14 protein-coding genes and 1 riboswitch are annotated in these 16,557 nt (G+C 73.8%); of the genes, 5 read left to right on the plus strand and 9 right to left on the minus strand.

Features of this window, described 5'->3' with window-relative positions:
• Positions 1-87 precede the first annotated feature (87 nt).
• A riboswitch (FMN riboswitch) is annotated at positions 88-218 on the minus strand.
• A 528-nt stretch (positions 219-746) separates the two neighbouring features.
• On the plus strand, positions 747-1,490 hold the full coding sequence (locus IG64_RS24560; RefSeq protein ID WP_037859931.1) for an SDR family oxidoreductase: 744 nt from the start codon (positions 747-749) through the stop codon (positions 1,488-1,490).
• A gap of 569 nt (positions 1,491-2,059) precedes the next feature.
• On the opposite strand, the gene IG64_RS24565 is transcribed toward IG64_RS24560, so the two are convergent.
• On the minus strand, positions 2,060-3,298 hold the full coding sequence (locus tag IG64_RS24565) for an ROK family transcriptional regulator (RefSeq protein WP_051813306.1): 1,239 nt from the start codon (positions 3,296-3,298) through the stop codon (positions 2,060-2,062).
• 139 nt (positions 3,299-3,437) lie between these two features.
• Here IG64_RS24565 and IG64_RS24570 point away from each other — a divergent pair, with 139 nt between their 5' ends.
• A complete protein-coding gene (locus IG64_RS24570) occupies positions 3,438-4,649 on the plus strand; it encodes an MFS transporter (RefSeq protein WP_037859932.1) in 1,212 nt (403 codons plus the stop codon).
• Here IG64_RS24570 and IG64_RS24575 read toward each other — a convergent pair.
• A complete protein-coding gene (locus IG64_RS24575; protein WP_037859935.1) occupies positions 4,609-5,067 on the minus strand; it encodes an acyl-CoA thioesterase in 459 nt (152 codons plus the stop codon). The two genes, IG64_RS24570 and IG64_RS24575, sit on opposite strands and share 41 nt — an antisense overlap.
• A gap of 207 nt (positions 5,068-5,274) precedes the next feature.
• Between IG64_RS24575 and IG64_RS24580 the strand changes: the two genes are divergently transcribed.
• The 3 genes from IG64_RS24580 to IG64_RS24590 all read left to right on the plus strand — a co-directional run bounded on the left by IG64_RS24580 (position 5,275) and on the right by IG64_RS24590 (position 8,896).
• Positions 5,275-6,687 (plus strand): uracil-xanthine permease family protein, encoded by a 1,413-nt coding sequence (locus IG64_RS24580; RefSeq protein ID WP_037859937.1) that lies wholly within the window; start codon positions 5,275-5,277, stop codon positions 6,685-6,687.
• 403 nt (positions 6,688-7,090) lie between these two features.
• Positions 7,091-7,786 carry a DUF5995 family protein gene (locus tag IG64_RS24585; protein ID WP_037859940.1) on the plus strand — a complete coding sequence of 232 codons (696 nt, stop codon included), beginning with the start codon at positions 7,091-7,093 and terminating at the stop codon, positions 7,784-7,786.
• A 180-nt stretch (positions 7,787-7,966) separates the two neighbouring features.
• Complete coding sequence (locus tag IG64_RS24590) at positions 7,967-8,896, plus strand: LLM class F420-dependent oxidoreductase (protein WP_037859942.1); 930 nt, start codon at positions 7,967-7,969, stop codon at positions 8,894-8,896.
• A 120-nt stretch (positions 8,897-9,016) separates the two neighbouring features.
• Here IG64_RS24590 and IG64_RS24595 read toward each other — a convergent pair whose 3' ends face one another.
• From IG64_RS24595 to IG64_RS24625, 7 genes are all read right to left on the minus strand, one after another.
• Positions 9,017-10,714, minus strand: coding sequence for a flavin monoamine oxidase family protein (locus tag IG64_RS24595; RefSeq protein ID WP_037859944.1), 1,698 nt, complete (start codon positions 10,712-10,714; stop codon positions 9,017-9,019).
• Positions 10,715-10,772: 58 nt separating this feature from the next.
• Positions 10,773-11,561, minus strand: coding sequence for a carbon-nitrogen hydrolase family protein (locus IG64_RS24600; protein WP_037859945.1), 789 nt, complete (start codon positions 11,559-11,561; stop codon positions 10,773-10,775).
• Between the two features lie 306 nt (positions 11,562-11,867).
• A complete protein-coding gene (locus IG64_RS24605) occupies positions 11,868-12,320 on the minus strand; it encodes an Lrp/AsnC family transcriptional regulator (RefSeq protein WP_037859947.1) in 453 nt (150 codons plus the stop codon).
• A gap of 36 nt (positions 12,321-12,356) precedes the next feature.
• Positions 12,357-13,832, minus strand: a complete 1,476-nt coding sequence (locus IG64_RS24610) for an amino acid permease (protein ID WP_037859948.1) — start codon at positions 13,830-13,832, stop codon at positions 12,357-12,359.
• A 356-nt stretch (positions 13,833-14,188) separates the two neighbouring features.
• The gene (locus tag IG64_RS24615; RefSeq protein WP_037860229.1) at positions 14,189-15,631 is read right to left on the minus strand and encodes a GuaB1 family IMP dehydrogenase-related protein; all 1,443 of its coding nucleotides are present in this window, start codon (positions 15,629-15,631) and stop codon (positions 14,189-14,191) included.
• 132 nt (positions 15,632-15,763) lie between these two features.
• Complete coding sequence (locus IG64_RS24620) at positions 15,764-16,093, minus strand: barstar family protein (protein WP_037859951.1); 330 nt, start codon at positions 16,091-16,093, stop codon at positions 15,764-15,766.
• Positions 16,090-16,551 carry a ribonuclease domain-containing protein gene (locus tag IG64_RS24625; RefSeq protein WP_037859953.1) on the minus strand — a complete coding sequence of 154 codons (462 nt, stop codon included), beginning with the start codon at positions 16,549-16,551 and terminating at the stop codon, positions 16,090-16,092. Before IG64_RS24625 ends, IG64_RS24620 begins: the two co-directional genes overlap by 4 nt.
• Positions 16,552-16,557: the final 6 nt, after the last annotated feature.

Below are 16,557 nucleotides of genomic sequence, written 5' to 3' on the forward strand. Positions count from 1 at the left end.
GAACGCACGGGGTACGACGGCGCCGAAGCGGAACCCGTCGTGAAGGACGAGCCCGTGGACGGCGACGCGCACAGCTGTGCCCGCTCGCCGCGCACTGCCTCCCATCCGGACTTTAACCGTCGGTCCAGGAATTTCACCTGGTCAACCGGCCGCTGGAAGCGACCGGGTCGCGGACTGTAACCGCCGGTTCGGACTTTCACCGACCCCGGAGTGCGCTGCTACTGGTACAGGGCCAGTGTGCCACGCTCCACCCGCGTCCATACGGGCGGTCGATGTGGGCTCGCTCACAGAGCGCATCACGGGCCTGACGGTCGGCGAGCGGCGGGAGGCCCGGCGGCGGGCAAGGGCCGTCGTCACCGCCGCCGGGCCGGTCTGTGCGGGAGTCGGACCCGGTCAGACCCTAGGTGGACTAGACCAGAGGGGTCAACAGGGCCGCAGGGCAGGAGAGTTCCCCTGACACGGGGCGGAACACGTGGGCGGTGGCGGGCGCTTGGCACGTGGGTGCGGATGCGGCTGCGTGCGGATGCGGGTGCCGCCGAACGCGGACAAGCTGGAACTCGTACCGCCGGTGCCGGAGGGAGCGCCGGAAGGAGCCGCCGGCGGGGGTGCCGGGCGGTCCGCCCGGAGGGAGCTGCCGGACGGGCCTCCTGAAGGAGTCTCCAGCCGTGCCGAGGAGCCCTCCGAAGAGCCGTCCGAGGAACCGTCCGAGGGACCGCCGGACGGGCCGTCCGAAGGGGCTGAACAGCATGACCGTGATCCTGGTGACCGGCGGCGGATCCCTCGGCGGGCTCGTCGCCGAGCGGCTGCGCGCGGACGGGTACGAGGTGCGGGTGCTCGGCCGGCGGCCGCCCGGCGCCGTGGACCTGCGCGAGGGCGGGAGGGCGCTGGACGCGGCCGTGGCCGGTGCGGACACGGTCGTGCACTGCGCGAGTCCGCCGCGGGACGGTGGCGAGGAGGCCGCGGCCCACCTGGTCGCGGCGGCGCGCCGGGCCGGGGCGGGACATCTGGTGCTCGTCTCCGCCGTGGGCGCGGGCCGGCTGCCGCTGGGCCACTACGAGACCGCGCGGGCCGTGGAGCGGTTGGTCGAGGAGTCGGGCCTGGGCTGGTCGGTCCTGCGTGCCACCCGGACCCACGACCTCCTGGCGGCCGCCTTCCGGCGCATGGCCCGGCCGCCGGTCATGCTGCTCCCGGCGGGTGTGCGGGAGCAGCCGGTCGAGGCGGCGGAGGTCGCCGGACGGCTGGCGGAACTGGCGGCGGGCGCACCGGCGGGGCGGGTGCCGGACATGGGCGGCCCCGAGGTCCGCGGCCTGGAGTCCCTGGCCCGCGCCTACCTCGGGGCCACGGCCCGCCGCCGCCCCGTCCTGAACGTGCCCCTGGCCGGCCGCGCCTACCAGGGTTTCCGCGAGGGCGAGCACCTCGCTCCGCGGCGGGCCGTGGGCAAGCGCACCTTCGAGGAGTACCTGGCGGCCCGCCGCGGCCGGCGGGAGTGAGGCGGCCGGACCGTCACCGCGGACGTACCGGGCCGCGGGGCCGGCGGGGAGCGACGCGGCCGGACCGTCAGAGCGGGGCGCACCGCGGCCGGCCCGGCGGGGAGCGACGCGGCGGGGCGACTGTCAGGGCGGGCGGCCCCGCCCGACGGGGATTGAGACGGCGGGGCCCTCAGCGCGCGTCGGGGCCGGCCCGGCGGGGAGCGACGCCGAGGCGACGTCGGGGGCGGGCGCCCAAACGGGCGGGACCGAGACGGCGGGGCCCTCAGCGCGGGCGCACCGGGTCGGCCGACCGGAAGCGACGCTGCGGGACGACGTCAGCACGCGCGGCCCTGCCAGGCAGGGAACGAGACGGCAGGGCCCTCAGCGCGGCGTACCGGGGCCAGCCGGCGGGAAGCGGCGCGGCGAGGCGACGCCAGCGCGGGCGGCCCCGCCCGGCGGGAAACGAGACGGCAGGGCGCTCAGCGCGGGCGCACCGGGGCCGCAGGGTCGGGCGGCCGGCCCGAAGCGACGCGGCGGGACGGCGTCAGCGCAGGCGGCCCCGCCCGGCGGGAAACGAGACGGCAGGCCCCTCAGCGCGGGCGCGGCGGGGCCGCGGGGCCGGGCGTCTCGCGGGGGTGAGGGGGCGGGCCGGGGGGCGCGAAAAGGATCTCCTGGGCGCGGTCCCGCGCCGTCAGGAGCGCGCCGCGCAGCACCGCGCCGCCGCCCAGCGTGCTCGCCCGGACCTCGGTGGGCAGCGGTGACATCCGGGCGACCCGCCGCGCCACCCGCGCGGCGAGCGCGTCCCCGCCGGCCCGGCCGATCTCGCCGCCCAGCACCACGCACCCGGGGTCCAGCACCGCCACCACGGAGGCCGCCGCGAGGGTCACCCGGTCGGCGAGGGCGTCCAGGAACTCGGCGGCCCGGGGCGCGTCCCCCCGCACCGCGCCGCGCACCAGTTCCGCGGCGGCCGGTTCCCGTCCCGCCGGGGCCGCCGAGATCCCGAACCGGGCGGCCAGCTCCGCCACCGCCGCGGAACCGGCCAGCGAGTGGAAGCCGCCCGTGCAGTCGGTCGCCGAGGGCAGGCCGCCGGTGCCGGGCACGGGCAGGAACCCGATCTCGCCCGTGCCGCCGGAGGCGCCGTGCCGCAGGACGCCGTCCAGGACCACCGCCGCGCCGGCGCCGTGGCCCAGCCACAGCAGGACGAACGTGTCCCGCCCCCGGGCGGCCCCGTCGCGCTGTTCGGCCAGCGCGGCGAGGTTCGTCTCGTTCTCGACGATGACGCGGGCCCGCGGCAGCCGGTCCTGGAGCGCGGCCACCAGCCGGCGGTGCCACTCGGGCAGCCCGGTGGTTCCGCGCAGTTCGCCCGTGTCCGGGTCGATCAGGCCGGGCGCGCCTATGCCGACGGTGTGCAGCTCTTCCGCACCCGCCTCCTTGGCGGCGCGCTCCACCAGGGTGACGGCCTGCTCGACGGCCGGGCCGGTGCCGGTGCCCGGACCGATCGGCACCGACTCGGCGGCCAGTTCGCGGCCGATCAGGTCGCAGACGGTCACGGCGACGCTGTCGGTGCGCACGTCGAGGGCGGCGAGGTGGGCCCGGTCGGCGACGATGCCGTACAAGCGGGCGTTGGGTCCGCGCCGCTGCTCCCCGGACTCCCCCACCACGGTGATCAGGCCGGAGACCGTCAGACGCTCGACCAGGTCCGCGACGGTCGGCCGGGACAGTCCGGTCAGATGCTTCAACTGCCCTGCCGTCAACGGCCCTTCCTGCTGCAACAGGCGCAGGGCGAGCCGGTCGTTGATGGCCCGGGCGGTGCTCGGGGATGCGGGCATGCCGGGAATCCTTCCAGATCCGCGGGGGCGGGCCGCCTCGCGGGCCGCCCCCGGTCCCTATCTATCAGGCAGGGTCCCTGATAGTTTACGTCCGCAGCAGCACGGCGGGACGAGGCACACGCCCGGGAGGGGCCGGAGAATGACAGCAGTGGTCTACCAGCAGCGCGAGGTCAGGCGCGCCCGGTACGCCGTGGCGGCCGTCTTCGCCGTGCACGGCGCCGTGACGGGATCGTTCGCCACGCGGGTGCCCTGGATCCAGGACCACGCATCGGTCAGCGCCGGCCAACTGGGTCTCGCGCTGGCGTTCCCCGCGCTGGGGGCGTCCGTGGCGATGCCGCTGGCCGGGCGCATCAGCCACCGCTTCGGCGCCCGCACCGCCCTGCGCGGCCTGCTGGCCCTGTGGACGCTCTCGCTGGTCCTTCCCGCGCTCGCCCCGAACCTGCTCGCCCTGTGCCTGGCCCTGTTCGTGTACGGCGCCTCGGCGGGCATGTCGGACGTCGCGATGAACGCGCTCGGCGTGGAGGTGGAGAACCGGCTCGGCCGCTCGATCATGTCGGGGCTGCACGGCATGTGGAGCGCGGGCGCCCTGATCGGTTCGGCGGCCGGGACGCTCGCCGCGCACCTGGGGGCGGACGCCCGCCTGCACCACACGCTGACGGCGGCCGTGCTGACGGTCCTCGGCTTCACCGCCTGCGCCTGGGTCCTGGACCTGCAGCCCGCCGAGGACGAGGACCCGCCGCCGCGGTTCGCGCTGCCGCCGAAGTCGGCCCTGCTGATCGGTGCCGTCGGGTTCTGCGCGGTGTTCGCGGAGGGCGCGAGCCTGGACTGGTCCGCGGTCTACCTGCGGCAGCGGCTGGAGACCTCGGCCGGACTCGCCGCGGCCTGCACGACCGGCTTCACCTTCACCATGGCCATCGCCCGGATCGCGGGGGACAAGGTGGTGGACCGGTTCGGCTCGGTGCGCACGGTGCGGGCCGGCGGGGTGCTGGCCGTGGCCGGGGGCCTGCTGGTCGTGGCGGCGGGGCATCCGGCGGTGGCGATGACCGGGTTCGCCCTGATGGGTCTGGGCATCGCGGTCGTCGTCCCGCTCTGCTTCGCCGCGGCGGGACGCAGCGGACCGAACCCCAGCCAGGCCATCGCGGGTGTGGCGACCATCACGTACACCTCGGGTCTGGTGGCGCCGGGCGCGATCGGCGGTCTCGCCCAGGCGACCAGCCTGGTGGTGTCGTTCGGCCTGGTCACCGTCCTGGCGTGCGGCCTGGCGGTCTTGGCGGGAGTGCTGCGGGCGGGCGACCGGGACCGTCCGAGGATCAGCGGGCCGGGCGCAGCAGTTCCTGACCCGCGGCCCTGAACTCCGCGCTCCACGGCGCCGGCCGCAGCGTCGCCGGGTCCAGCCGGACCAGGACGCGGCTGCCGTGCGCGTACGTCAGCGCGCCGTCGGCCGAGCAGAAGCGGAAGCCGTAGGTGAGGCCGGTGGTGCCGAGCCGTTCGAGCCACAGGTGGACGGCGTACCCGCCCGGCCGGGTCACCGGCGCCTCGTAGGTGATGCGCAGTTCCTTGACGGCGTTGCAGGCGTCCCCGGCGGCCACCCAGTCGCCCTCGAAGCGGAAGCCGTGCTCGTGCCACAGCCCGGCCCAGGCGCGTTCGACCATGAGCGGGTAGCGGGCGTTGTGCAGCAGCCCGAGGGCGTCCAGGTCGTCGAAGTGGACGGTGACGGGGATCAGCCGCCCGTACGACAGGGCGGGGGCGGCGGGCGCTTCGGCGGTCACGGTGATGCTCCTGAACGTACGGGCCGGGCGGCGGGACCGGACGCACGGCCGGGTCGGCGCGAGGGGGCGTACGGGCCCGCAGGGCGGGACGACCGTCATTCTAAGCGGTCGCTCAGCCTGTCCGGCGGGGAAGGTGCTGGTCAGCCGCCCGGCCACCCGCACAATGGTCTGGACAGACTTCACGTACAGAGAAAGCGAAACCCCACCATGGACCTCGGCGTGCGCTGGAAACTGCACGGTGACGGGCGCACGCCCGCACCCGGAGCGGTGGTCCGGCCCGACGAACGGCTGTCCTGGCCCCGCACGGTCGGGCTCGGCGCCCAGCACGTCGTGGCCATGTTCGGCGCCTCTTTCGTGGCCCCCGTGCTCATGGGCCTCGACCCGAACCTCGCCATCATGATGTCGGGCGTGGCGACCGTGCTCTTCCTGCTCGCCACGCGTGGCCGGGTGCCCAGCTACCTGGGCTGCTCGCTGTCGTTCGTGGGCGTCGCCGCGGTGATCCGGGCGCAGGGCGGCACGAGCGCGACCGTGACCGGCGCGGTCTTCGTCGTCGGCGTCGTGCTGTTCCTGGTGGGCGTCGCGGTGCAGCGGTTCGGGGCGCGGATCATCCACGCCGCGATGCCGCCGATCGTCACGGGCGCGGTGGTGATGCTGATCGGCTTCAACCTCGCCCCGGTGACCGCCTCGACGTACTGGCCGCAGGACCAGTGGACGGCCCTGCTGGTGATGCTGTTCACCGGACTGGCCGTGGTCTGCCTGCGGGGTTTCTGGTCCCGGATCGCGATCTTCCTCGGGCTGGTCTTCGGCTACGGCATCTCCTGGGTCTTCGACCGGGTCTTCGGGAAGATCCACTCCGTGGACGGGTCGGGCAGGCTCACCGACCACTGGCGCCTGGACCTCTCCGGCGTCTCCAAGGCCGACTGGATCGGTCTGCCGGCCTTCCACGGACCGGCCTTCCACTGGTCGGCGATCCTGGTCGCGCTGCCCGTCGTGATCGCGCTGGTCGCGGAGAACGCCGGCCACGTGAAGGCGGTCGGCGAGATGACCGGCGACCCGCTCGACGACAAGCTGGGCACGGCGATCTCCGCGGACGGCGTGGCCTCCATGATCTCCACGGCCGTGGGCGGCCCGCCCAACACCACCTACTCCGAGAACATCGGCGTGATGGCGGCCACCCGCGTCTACTCGACCGCGGCCTACTGGGCCGCCGCCGGCTTCGCGCTGCTGTTCGGCGTCTGCCCCAAGTTCGGTGCCGTCGTCGCCGCGATCCCCGGCGGCGTGCTCGGCGGCATCACCGTCATCCTGTACGGCATGATCGGCCTGCTCGGCGCGCAGATCTGGACCAACGCCAGGGTGGACCTGCGCAACCCGCTGAACCTGGTGCCGGCCGCGGCGGGCATCATCATCGGCGTCGGCAACGTCAGCATGAAGTTCACCGACACCTTCTCGCTGAGCGGCATCGCGCTCGGCACGGTCGTCGTCATCACCGGGTACCACGCCCTGCGGGCCTTCGCCCCGGCGCACCTGAAGAAGCAGGAGCCGCTGCTGGACGAGGGCACGTCGTCGTACGACGCGTCGGGGCGGGCCGGGAGCGGCGAACCGGGTCAGGCCGCGTCCTGAGACGCGCCCGCGCGGAACGTGAGACGCGCCCGCGCGGAACGTACCGGATGCGGCAGGCGCCCGGGCGTCGCCGTGGCCGCGGCCGGCGCAAGGACCGTGCCGGGGTCACGGCGGGCACCGGACCGCACCGGCTCTCTGACGGGTGCCGGGCCGCGCCCGGGACCGTGACGGGTTCCGGACCGTGCCGGGTCCGCAGCGGGTGCCGGGCCGCGCCCGGGACCGTGACGAGCGCCGGGCCGTCCCGGACCGTGACGGGTTCCAAACCGTGCCGGCTCCGTGGCGCGTGCCCGGTATAGGTGAGCGCCCCTGCGGCCGGGCCCGGATCGCTCGGACGTTCCCCCGTTCTGGGGAAGCGTCCGGCCGGTCGGCCCCAGGGCCGGTGCGGGCCTGGAACCCTGCCCCCATGGGGCAATCGGTACAACTCATCCGTCGTCCGGACACAGTGGACGCGGTCGTCACACGGATGCGGGGCCTGGCCGCCGGGCTGCCGGAGCGGGACGGGATCGCGGTCTTCAACCGGGTCTACCTCGCCGTCACCGAGGAGGCCGGACGGCGGCCGGCGGCCGGGCGGTTCACCGGAGCGCGGGCGGCGGCCACGCTGGACGTACGGTTCACCGAGCGGTACCTCACCGCCGTGGACCCGGCGGCCCAGGAGCGGCACGCACCGGCCTGCTGGCGGCCGCTCCTCCAGTCGCGCCGGCACCCGGGCGTGCGCCCGCTCCAGTTCGCGCTGGCCGGCGTCAACGCGCACGTCGGACACGACCTGGCCCTGGCCGTGGTGGACACGTGCGCGGCGCTGGAGTGCGAACCGGCCGATCTGGAGGGCGACTTCGAGCGGGTGGGCGACCTGCTGGCCGCGCTGGAGGAACGCGTCCGCGAGGACCTGATGCCGGGTCCGGACCTGCTGCGGATCGCCGACCCGCTGACCCATCTGCTGGGCGCGTGGAGCCTGGAGCAGGCCCGGGACGCCGCCTGGTCGGCCGCGCGGGCGCTGTGGGCGCTGCGCCGGCTGCCCGACGTGGCCGAGGACTTCACCCGGCGGCTGGACGCGGCGGTCGGCTTCGCCGGTCGCATGATGCTCACACCGCTGCCCGCCTGACCGGCCCGCCCCTCCCCCGCCGGGCCCGCGGCGGCTCGGACCGTTCCCCGGGCCCGGGCGCCGCCGAAGGCTCCACTGCCGCTCGACGGCACCGCGCTGCTCCCCGGAACTGCCGTGCGGTCGCTGTACGTTGCCCATGGACACCGGCGATCACCGGCGATCACGAAGGAGCGCACCACCATGGCGACCCGTCTGGGACTGGGCCTTCCGCAGAACCGTCAGTACGACCTCGGCAGGGACGTGCCCGACGTGGCGCGGACGGCGGAGGGCATCGGCTACGACAGCCTCTGGGTGTACGAGCGGGCACTGTTCCCGGAGCCCGCGACCCAGGGGCTCTACGGCATCGAGGGCCTGCCCTGGCCCGACTCCTACCGCCATGTGGCCGACCCGCTGGTCACGCTCACGCTGGCCGCGGCCGTCACCGAGCGGGTGAGTCTCGGCAGCAGTGTGCTGGTCGCGCCGCTGCACGTGCCCTTCCAGCTGGCCAGGACCCTGGCCTCGCTGGACGCGGCCAGCGGCGGCCGGGTGATCGCGGGCCTGGGCACCGGCTGGTCCCTGGACGAGTACGCGGCGGCGGGCATCCGCCCGATCAAGGAGCGCGGCCGGGTGCTGGACGAGGTGATCGACGTCTGCCGGGCGGTGTGGGGCCCCGACCCTGTGCGCCACCACGGCCGGATCACCGAGATCGACTCGGCCGTGGTCGGCCCCAAGCCCGCCCGGCCGATCCCGATCCTGCTGGCCGCGACCACCCGCAAGGCGCGCGAGCGGCTGGTGGAGCACGCCGACGGCTGGCTGCCGGCCGGCATGGGCGTCGAGCAGGTCGCCGCCCAGTGGCACGCCCTGCAGGACCTGGCCGCCGAGCGCGGCCGGCAGCAACCCATCCGGACGGTGCTGCGGGCGAACGCCCGCTACTCGCCCAAGGCCCGGGAAGGCGCCGACCGGAGCCCCTTCCACGGCAGCGCCGACCAGATCGTCGAGGACCTTCTCGCGCACGCCGGGATCGGCATGGAGGAGATCCTCGTCGATCTGCAGAGCACCCTGCGGGACGCCGAGGAACTCAAGGACGTCGCCGCGGAGGTCTACGAGAAGGCGCGGGCCGCCGGGCTGTGACCGCCCCCGCCCGGGACCGGCCCTCGGGGGCCGGCCCCGCGAGCGGTCCTCGCCGTCGGTCCTCGCGGCCGGCCCTCGCGATCGGTGCCCGCGATCCGTCCCGGCGGTCAGTTGCCGCGGTCAGTCCTCCGGCAGTTCGACGGGCGCGATCTCGTCGAAGACGTCGCCGGGACCGGGGTTCGTCGCGTCGGTCGCCCCGCCGAAGTGGTGCATGACGCCCCAGACCGCGTTCAGCGCGGTCTGGACGGCGCCCTCGGCCCAGCCGGCCGTCCAGGAGATGTCGTCGCCGGCCAGGAAGATGCCCCGCTTGTCCTCGGGCAGCCCCTCCTGCATGAAGTGCGTGAACAGGCGCCGCTGGTAGCGGTAGTGGCCGGGCAGGTTGGCCTTGAACGCGCCCATGAAGTAGGGCTCGTTCTCCCAGGAGACGGTCACCGGGCTGCCGATGATGTGCTTCCTGATGTCGACGTTCGGATAGATCTCCGACAGCGACTTCAGCATGACCTCCATCCGCTCGTTCGCGGACAGCGGCAGCCACTTGAGGCTGTCGTCGCACCAGGTGTACGACAGGCAGATCACGGCGGGCCTGTCCGGGCCGTCGTCCAGGAGGTAGGTGCCGCGGGTCATGCGGTCGGTGAGCGTCATCGACATGACGTCCCGGCCCGTCTCCTCGTCCTTGTCCAGCCAGAACGGCCGGTCGACCGGGACGAAGAGCTTGCTGGACTCCATGTAGTGGGTGCGCTCGATCGCCGTCCAGTGGTCGATCGGGAACAGCGCGTCGTCGCACTGGATCTTGGACAGCAGCATCCAGGACTGCGCGGTGAAGATCGCCGCCCGGTAGGTGCGGATGTCGCCGTCCGCGTCCGTCACGGTGATCCGGTTGCCCGCGGTGCGGTGCAGCCGGGTCACGGCCGAGCGCGGCTCGCCGCCCGGGTGCAGCGTCTTCAGCGAGGTGCCGTACGGCCAGTGGACGATCTTCTCCGGCTCGCGCTCCCACAGCCGCAGCGGCAGCTGCTGCGAGCCGCCGACGATGCCGCGGTGGTGGTCGTCGGCCTCGGTGTAGACGACGCGCAGGATCTCCAGGATGGAGTTGGGGAAGTCGGTGTCCCAGCCGCCGGTGCCGAAGCCGACCTGGCCGAAGATCTCCCGGTGCCGGAAGGACTTGAACGCCTCGGAGTCGCACAGGAAGCCGTAGAACGTCTGGTTGTCGAGCTTCTCGACGAGCCTCGACCAGATCGCGCGGATGCGGGGCACGTCCCGCTCGCGCAGGGCGCGGTTCATGTCGGAGAAGTCGGCGCCCTCTTCCAGGCACTTGTTCCAGGCCTCGGCGACGTCCCGGTAGACCTGCGGCAGATCGTCGATCGTCTCCGCGTAGTGCGACTCGCCCTTGAGGTCGACGACGGTCGACGGGGTCGCCTCGGCGAGCGGGTTCGGGAAGGGGCGGGTGGTCAGGCCGACCAGGTCGATGTAGTGCTGGAGCGCCGTGGAGGACGGCGGGAAGCGCATCGCGCCCATCTCTGCGGTGAGGTCCGGGTCGCAGCCCTCGAAACCGACGGTGCGCAGCCTGCCGCCGATCCGGTCCGCCTCGTAGACGACGGGCTTGAGGCCCATCTTCATCAGTTCGTAGGCGGCCACGATGCCCGACAGGCCGCCGCCGATGACCGCGACCTCGCTGCCGTGCTCGGTCGCGGGTATCTGGCCGAGCCCCGCCGGGTGGGCGAGGAAGTCGTCGTACGCGTACGGGAAGTCCGGGCCGAACATGGTGATCGGCGGCTGCTGCTCGTCTGCGTGCTCGACGGCGTTGGGCACGGTGGACGTCATGGGGTGCGGACTCCTTGCGCGTGAAGAACGATCGGGGAGGTCGGGGCCGGGGCCGGTCTCAGCCCAGGGACCCGTAGAGGCCGGGGCGGCGGTCCAGCAGGTACGGGTTCGACTCCCGGGAGCGGGCGAGGAAGCCGGGGTCGGCGTCGGCGACGACGAGGTCCTCGTCGCGGCCGGCGCGGGTGCGGGCGACTCCGTCGGGGCCGGCGAGGACGGAGAGGCCGACGAACTCGAACTCGCCCTCCCGGCCGACGCGGTTGACGTACGCGACGTACATCTGGTTCTCGAAGGCGCGCACCGGCACGACCGACTCGGCGACGAACTGGTACGGGTGCATCTGCGCGGTCGGCACGCACAGGAGGTCGGTGCCGGCGAGGGCGTGGGCGCGGACGTTCTCCGGGAACTCGACGTCGTAGCAGATCATCAGGCCGACGGTCAGGCCGCCCAGCTCTGCCTGGACGACGGGCTGCCCGCCCGGGGTGAAGTGGTCGCGTTCGAAGCGGCCGAAGAGATGGGTCTTGCGGTAGTTCGCCAGCCGCGTGCCGTCGGCGGAGACCAGCTGGGCCGAGTTGAACACGGCGTCACCGTCCCGCTCCGGGTAGCCGTAGGCGACCGCCAGGCCGTGCCGGCCGGCGAGGTCGGCGACGGCGTCCGCGAAGTCGCCGTCGACGGGCTCGGCGAGGCGGCCGATGCCGTCGCCGATCGCGTAGCCGGTCAGGAACATCTCCGGCGTGACCAGCAGGCCCGCCCCGGCAGCGGCGGCGCGGCCGGCGGCGGCGTCGAGGACCTTCAGGTTCTCGGCCACGGAGCCGGGGCGGCCGGAGCTCTGGAGCAGGGCGGTACGCATGCGGGATCCTTGCCGGTCAGGGGGATTCGGGGTCGGTTAGACGGTACGGGCGGGGGTACGGGCGGACAAGCGGGAGCCGTTGCGCGGCGGCGCGGTGTTCGTTGCGCGTGGGCCGGGCCGCGCGGCGATTCGTTGCGCGAGCGGCGGCGACGGCGGTCCGCCGGGCGCCGCCGGGCCGGCAGGCCCCCGTCACCCGGCTCGGCCGCCGGGCCGGCAGGCCCGCCCCCGCCCCACGCGCACACCACACCGCCCCTGGACCTCGCACGGGACGCAGGGGCGGCGGTCGGCTCCGGGGCGCGCGGGTGCTTACGTGGGGGAGCCGGAGGAGTAGCGGCGCAGGAGGGGGGAAAGGACCAGGACCGACTTGGTCCGCTCCACGAACGGCTCGCCCGCGATGCGTTCCAGGACGCGCTCGAAGTGCCGCATGTCCGCGGCGAAGACCTGGGCGATCGCGTCCGCGTCACCGGTGACGGTGGAGGCGGACACGACCTCCTGGTAGCGCTCGAGACCGCGCTGGATCGTCTCCGGCGAGGTGTTGCGCCGGCAGTGGATCTCCACGTAGCCCTCGGTGTGCCAGCCGAGCGCCGCGGGGTCGACGCGGACGGTGAAACCGGTGATGGCACCGGTGGCACGCAGCCGGTCCACCCGCCGTTTGACGGCGGGCGCGGACAGGCCGATCAGCTGCCCGATGTCCGCGTAGGAGCGGCGGGCGTCCTCGGCGAGGGCGTGCACGATGCGTTCGTCGAGATCGTTCAGCACGGGGCGTGGGTCACTTCTTCGGGGTCGGGCTCGGGGCTACTGGGCTGCCGTCGCGGGGGCGGGATCGGCCGCGAGACGGGAACGGCGGTGGCCGTACAGGAAGTAGATCACGAGCCCGACGGCCATCCAGATCCCGAAGACCACCCAGGTGACGGCGGACAGGCTGCCCATCATCCACACGCACAGCACGAAGCCGATCGCGGGCAGCACCGGCGACAGCGGCACCCGGAAGGTGCGGCGCATGGCAGGGCGGGTCCGGCGCAGCACCACGACGGCCACGTTGACCAGGGCGAAGGCGAAGAGGGTGCCGATGCTGGTGGCGTCCGCGAGCTGTCCGAGCGGGATGGCGGCGGCCAGCACACCGCAGAACAGGGACACGATGACCGTGTTCACCCGCGGCGCGCCCGACCTGGGGTGGACCCGGGAGAACGCCTTGGGCACCAGACCGTCGCGGGACATCGCGAACAGGATGCGGGTCTGGCCGTAGAGGACGGTCAGCACGACGCTGGCGATGGCGATGACCGCGCAGAAGGCCAGCAGGGTGCCCCAGAAGCTCTGGCCGGTGACCTCGCGCATGATCTGGGCGAGGGCGGCCTCCGAGTCGTTGAACTGCCGCCAGGGCTTGGCGCCCACGGCGACGGCGGCGACCAGGACGTAGAGCGCGGTGACGATCACCAGGGAGAGCATGATCGCGCGCGGCAGGTCGCGCTGCGCGTTCTTCGCCTCCTCACCGGCGGTGGAGGCCGCGTCGAAGCCGATGTACGAGAAGAACAGCGTCGCGCCCGCCGCGCTGACACCGCCCATGCCGAGCGGCATGAAGTGGGAGTAGTTGCCGGAGCGGAAGCCCTGCACGCCGATGGCGCAGAACAGGATCAGGGCGGCGATCTTCACGCACACCATGATCGTGTTGGCGCGCGCGGACTCCTTGGCGCCGCCGAGCAGGAAGGTCATCGCCAGCAGGACGACGATCAGGGCGGGCAGGTTGAAGACGCCGCCGTCGCCGGGCGGCGCCGACAGGGCCGCGGGTATGGTCACGCCGATCGTGCCCTTGAGCAGCTCGTTGAGGTACTCGCCCCAGCCGACGGCGACGGCGGCCACCGACACGCCGTACTCCAGGACCAGGCACCAGCCGCAGACCCAGGCGATCAGCTCGCCCATCGTTGCGTATGCGTACGAGTACGAGGAGCCGGAGACCGGGATGGTGCCGGCCAGCTCCGCGTAGGACAGGGCGGAGAAGAGCGCCGTCAGACCGGCGATCACGAAGGAGAGCGTGACGGCGGGCCCGGCCTTGGGGACCGCCTCGCCCAGGACGACGAAGATGCCGGTGCCCAGGGTGGCACCGATGCTGATCATGGTGAGCTGCCACAGTCCCATGGAGCGCCTGAGACTGCCCCCCTCGCCCTGGCCGCCCTCCGCGACCAGGCGTTCCACGGGCTTGCGACGCATCAGGCGCGCACCGAAGGACGAGGGGACGGTGAGGGTGCGGTTGGGCGGTGCGCCTTGGTCGAGCACGCGCGGCTCCTTGTCGCTGCGGTTCTTCGAGCGGCGGGGACCGGTGGCACCACGTCCCGTGGGGACCCACCGAGCGGGGTCCCTGCCACGCCATGTACAGCGCAGACCCTATGAGGCTGCGCTTCACAAGCGTAATGCAGCAACCTTGCGTCTCTCCGCATGATCGTTGCGTTCCGGGGCCCTGCGCGGGTGTTCGTTGCGCGGGGGCTTTCGACCGTTGCGTACGGGACGGGCGGGAGTGTCCCGGTGTGCCGCGGCCGCCACCGACGCCGACGGCCCCTGCCGTCCCGGCGGCGGGACGGCAGGGGCCGTACGGAAGGGGTCGCTCCGCTCAGGGCGGCGGGGCGGGGCGGCGGTCAGCTCCAGCTGGCGTGCAGCGGCTTGCCCTCGGCGTAGCCGGCCGCGCTCTGGATGCCGACGATCGCCTTCTCGGCGAACTCCTCCAGGGACCCGGCACCGGCGTAGGTGCAGGAGGAGCGGACACCGGCGATGATCGAGTCGATGAGGTCCTCGACGCCCGGGCGGGACGGGTCGAGGAACATCCGGGAGGTGGAGATGCCCTCCTCGAACAGCGCCTTGCGGGCCCGGTCGTAGGACGACTCCTCCGAGGTGCGGTTGCGCACCGCGCGGGCGGAGGCCATGCCGAAGGACTCCTTGTACAGGCGGCCGCTCGCGTCCTGCTGGAGGTCGCCCGGCGACTCGTACGTGCCCGCGAACCAGGAGCCGATCATCACGTTGGACGCCCCGGCGGCGAGCGCCATCGCCACGTCGCGGGGGTGACGGACGCCACCGTCGGCCCAGACGTGCTTGCCGTACTTCCGGGCCTCGGCCGCGCACTCCAGCACGGCGGAGAACTGGGGCCGGCCCACGCCGGTCATCATCCGGGTGGTGCACATGGCGCCGGGGCCCACACCGACCTTGATGATGTCCGCGCCCGCCTCGATCAGGTCCTTGACGCCCTCGGCGGAGACGATGTTGCCGGCCACGATCGGCACCTGCGGGTCGAGGTCGCGGACCAGCTTGACCGCGCTGATCATCGACTCCTGGTGGCCGTGGGCCGTGTCGATGACGAGCGTGTCCACACCCGCGCCGAGGAGCTGCTCCGCCTTGCCCGCCACGTCGCCGTTGATGCCGACGGCGGCGGCGACACGGAGCCTGCCCTGCGCGTCGGTGGCCGGGGTGTAGAGCGTGGCGCGCAGGGCGCCCTTGCGGGTGAGGATGCCGGCGAGGCGGCCCTCCTTGTCCACGGCGGGCGCGTAGCGGCGGTTGGCCGCGTCCAGCCGGTTGAAGGCCTCGCGCGGGTCGATGTCCGCGTCCAGCAGCACCAGGTCCCGGCTCATGACGACTTCGAGCTGGGTGAAGCGGTCCACGCCGGTCAGGTCCCGGTCGGTGACCACGCCGACGGGCCGGTGGTCCTCGTCGACGACCACACCGGCGTTGTGCGCCCGCTTGGGCAGCAGGGACAGGGCGTCGGCGACCGTCTGGTGCGGGGCCAGCACGATCGGGGTGTCCAGGACGTGGTGGCGGCCCTTGACCCAGGAGACGACCTCGGTGACGACGTCGATCGGGATGTCCTGCGGGATGACTACCAGGCCGCCGCGCCGGGCCACGGTCTCGGCCATGCGGCGGCCGGCGATCGCGGTCATGTTGGCGACGACGAGCGGGATGGTGGTGCCCGTGCCGTCCGGGGAGCTGAGGTCCACGCCCTGACGCGAGCCGACCGCGCTGCGGCTCGGCACCATGAAGACGTCGTCGTACGTCAGGTCGTACGCGGGCTGGATGTCGTTGAGGAAACGCACGTGCTGCACATCCCAGTCGATCAGAGGTGGCCCCCGGACAGGTCAGCCAGGGGGAAAGAGCACGTACTTCATTGTCCCATGCCGGATGGCCCGTCATGCCCTGTCGCAACATCCAGGCTGGTCAGAGGGGGTTTAGGAGGAACCTCCAAGGATCAGTGCGACGGTCAGTGCGGGGGTGCGGTCCGCCGCCTCGGCGAACACGTCCTCGGCGGTGCGCCACTCCCCGGGGCGGCCCTCGGCGAACGCGCGCCAGCCCCGCACGACGAGCAGCAGGCCGCGCTCTGCCGCTCCTCGCGGCCACACGGAGGGATCGGCGAGGGAATCTGCCAGCGCGTCCCAGTTGCGCCCGAACCAGTCGGGCAGCGCCAGGGCCCGCGCGGCACGGTCCATCAGGCCGGCCTTGTCCGTGACCCCGTCGAGGTCCAGGACGGCCACGAGCCGGCCGGCCAGGTCATCGCTCATCTCAGCACCGCCCGGAACGAGTCGTAGTGGTCGTCGGTGTAGTAGATCTCGCCGTCCCGGCCGGTGACGAGGCGCCGGGCACCCCGGTCGCGGGAGCCGGGGGTCCTGACCGTGTACTCGTGGTAGTAGCCGCGCGCGTGGGCCGGCAGCCGCTTCTCGAAGTTGCCGAAGACGACGCCGTCCCGGGAGTACGGGAAGGGGCCGCCCCGGTCGATGAGGGCCAGCGTGCGGCGGGCCTCGGCCGGCAGCCGGGACTCCCGCACGGTGGCCATGCCCCGCGCCCAGGCGGGCGTGGCGGCGCCGGCCGACGCGGGGCTCGACGCGGAGGACCGGGCGGGAGGGGAGGCGGCGCCCCCCGTGGCGGAACCGCTCGGACTCCCGGCGGAACAGCCCGCCAGCAGGACGGCGAGGCAGACGAGGAGACCCGCGAGCGCACGGGGGACGGACCGCAGCAGCATGGCGAC

The organism is Streptomyces sp. NRRL S-340, from assembly GCF_000720185.1.
Taxonomy (GTDB): domain Bacteria; phylum Actinomycetota; class Actinomycetes; order Streptomycetales; family Streptomycetaceae; genus Streptomyces.

Coding starts and splice junctions, on each gene's coding strand:
- IG64_RS24560 (WP_037859931.1), top strand. CDS start 747: ATGACCGTGATCCTGGTGACCGGCGGCGGATCCCTCGGCGGGCTCGTC.
- IG64_RS24600 (WP_037859945.1), bottom strand. CDS start 11,561: ATGCGTACCGCCCTGCTCCAGAGCTCCGGCCGCCCCGGCTCCGTGGCC.
- IG64_RS24620 (WP_037859951.1), bottom strand. CDS start 16,093: ATGAGCGATGACCTGGCCGGCCGGCTCGTGGCCGTCCTGGACCTCGAC.
- IG64_RS24585 (WP_037859940.1), top strand. CDS start 7,091: ATGGGGCAATCGGTACAACTCATCCGTCGTCCGGACACAGTGGACGCG.
- IG64_RS24590 (WP_037859942.1), top strand. CDS start 7,967: ATGGCGACCCGTCTGGGACTGGGCCTTCCGCAGAACCGTCAGTACGAC.
- IG64_RS24565 (WP_051813306.1), bottom strand. CDS start 3,298: ATGCCCGCATCCCCGAGCACCGCCCGGGCCATCAACGACCGGCTCGCC.
- IG64_RS24570 (WP_037859932.1), top strand. CDS start 3,438: ATGACAGCAGTGGTCTACCAGCAGCGCGAGGTCAGGCGCGCCCGGTAC.
- IG64_RS24625 (WP_037859953.1), bottom strand. CDS start 16,551: ATGCTGCTGCGGTCCGTCCCCCGTGCGCTCGCGGGTCTCCTCGTCTGC.
- IG64_RS24580 (WP_037859937.1), top strand. CDS start 5,275: ATGGACCTCGGCGTGCGCTGGAAACTGCACGGTGACGGGCGCACGCCC.
- IG64_RS24595 (WP_037859944.1), bottom strand. CDS start 10,714: ATGACGTCCACCGTGCCCAACGCCGTCGAGCACGCAGACGAGCAGCAG.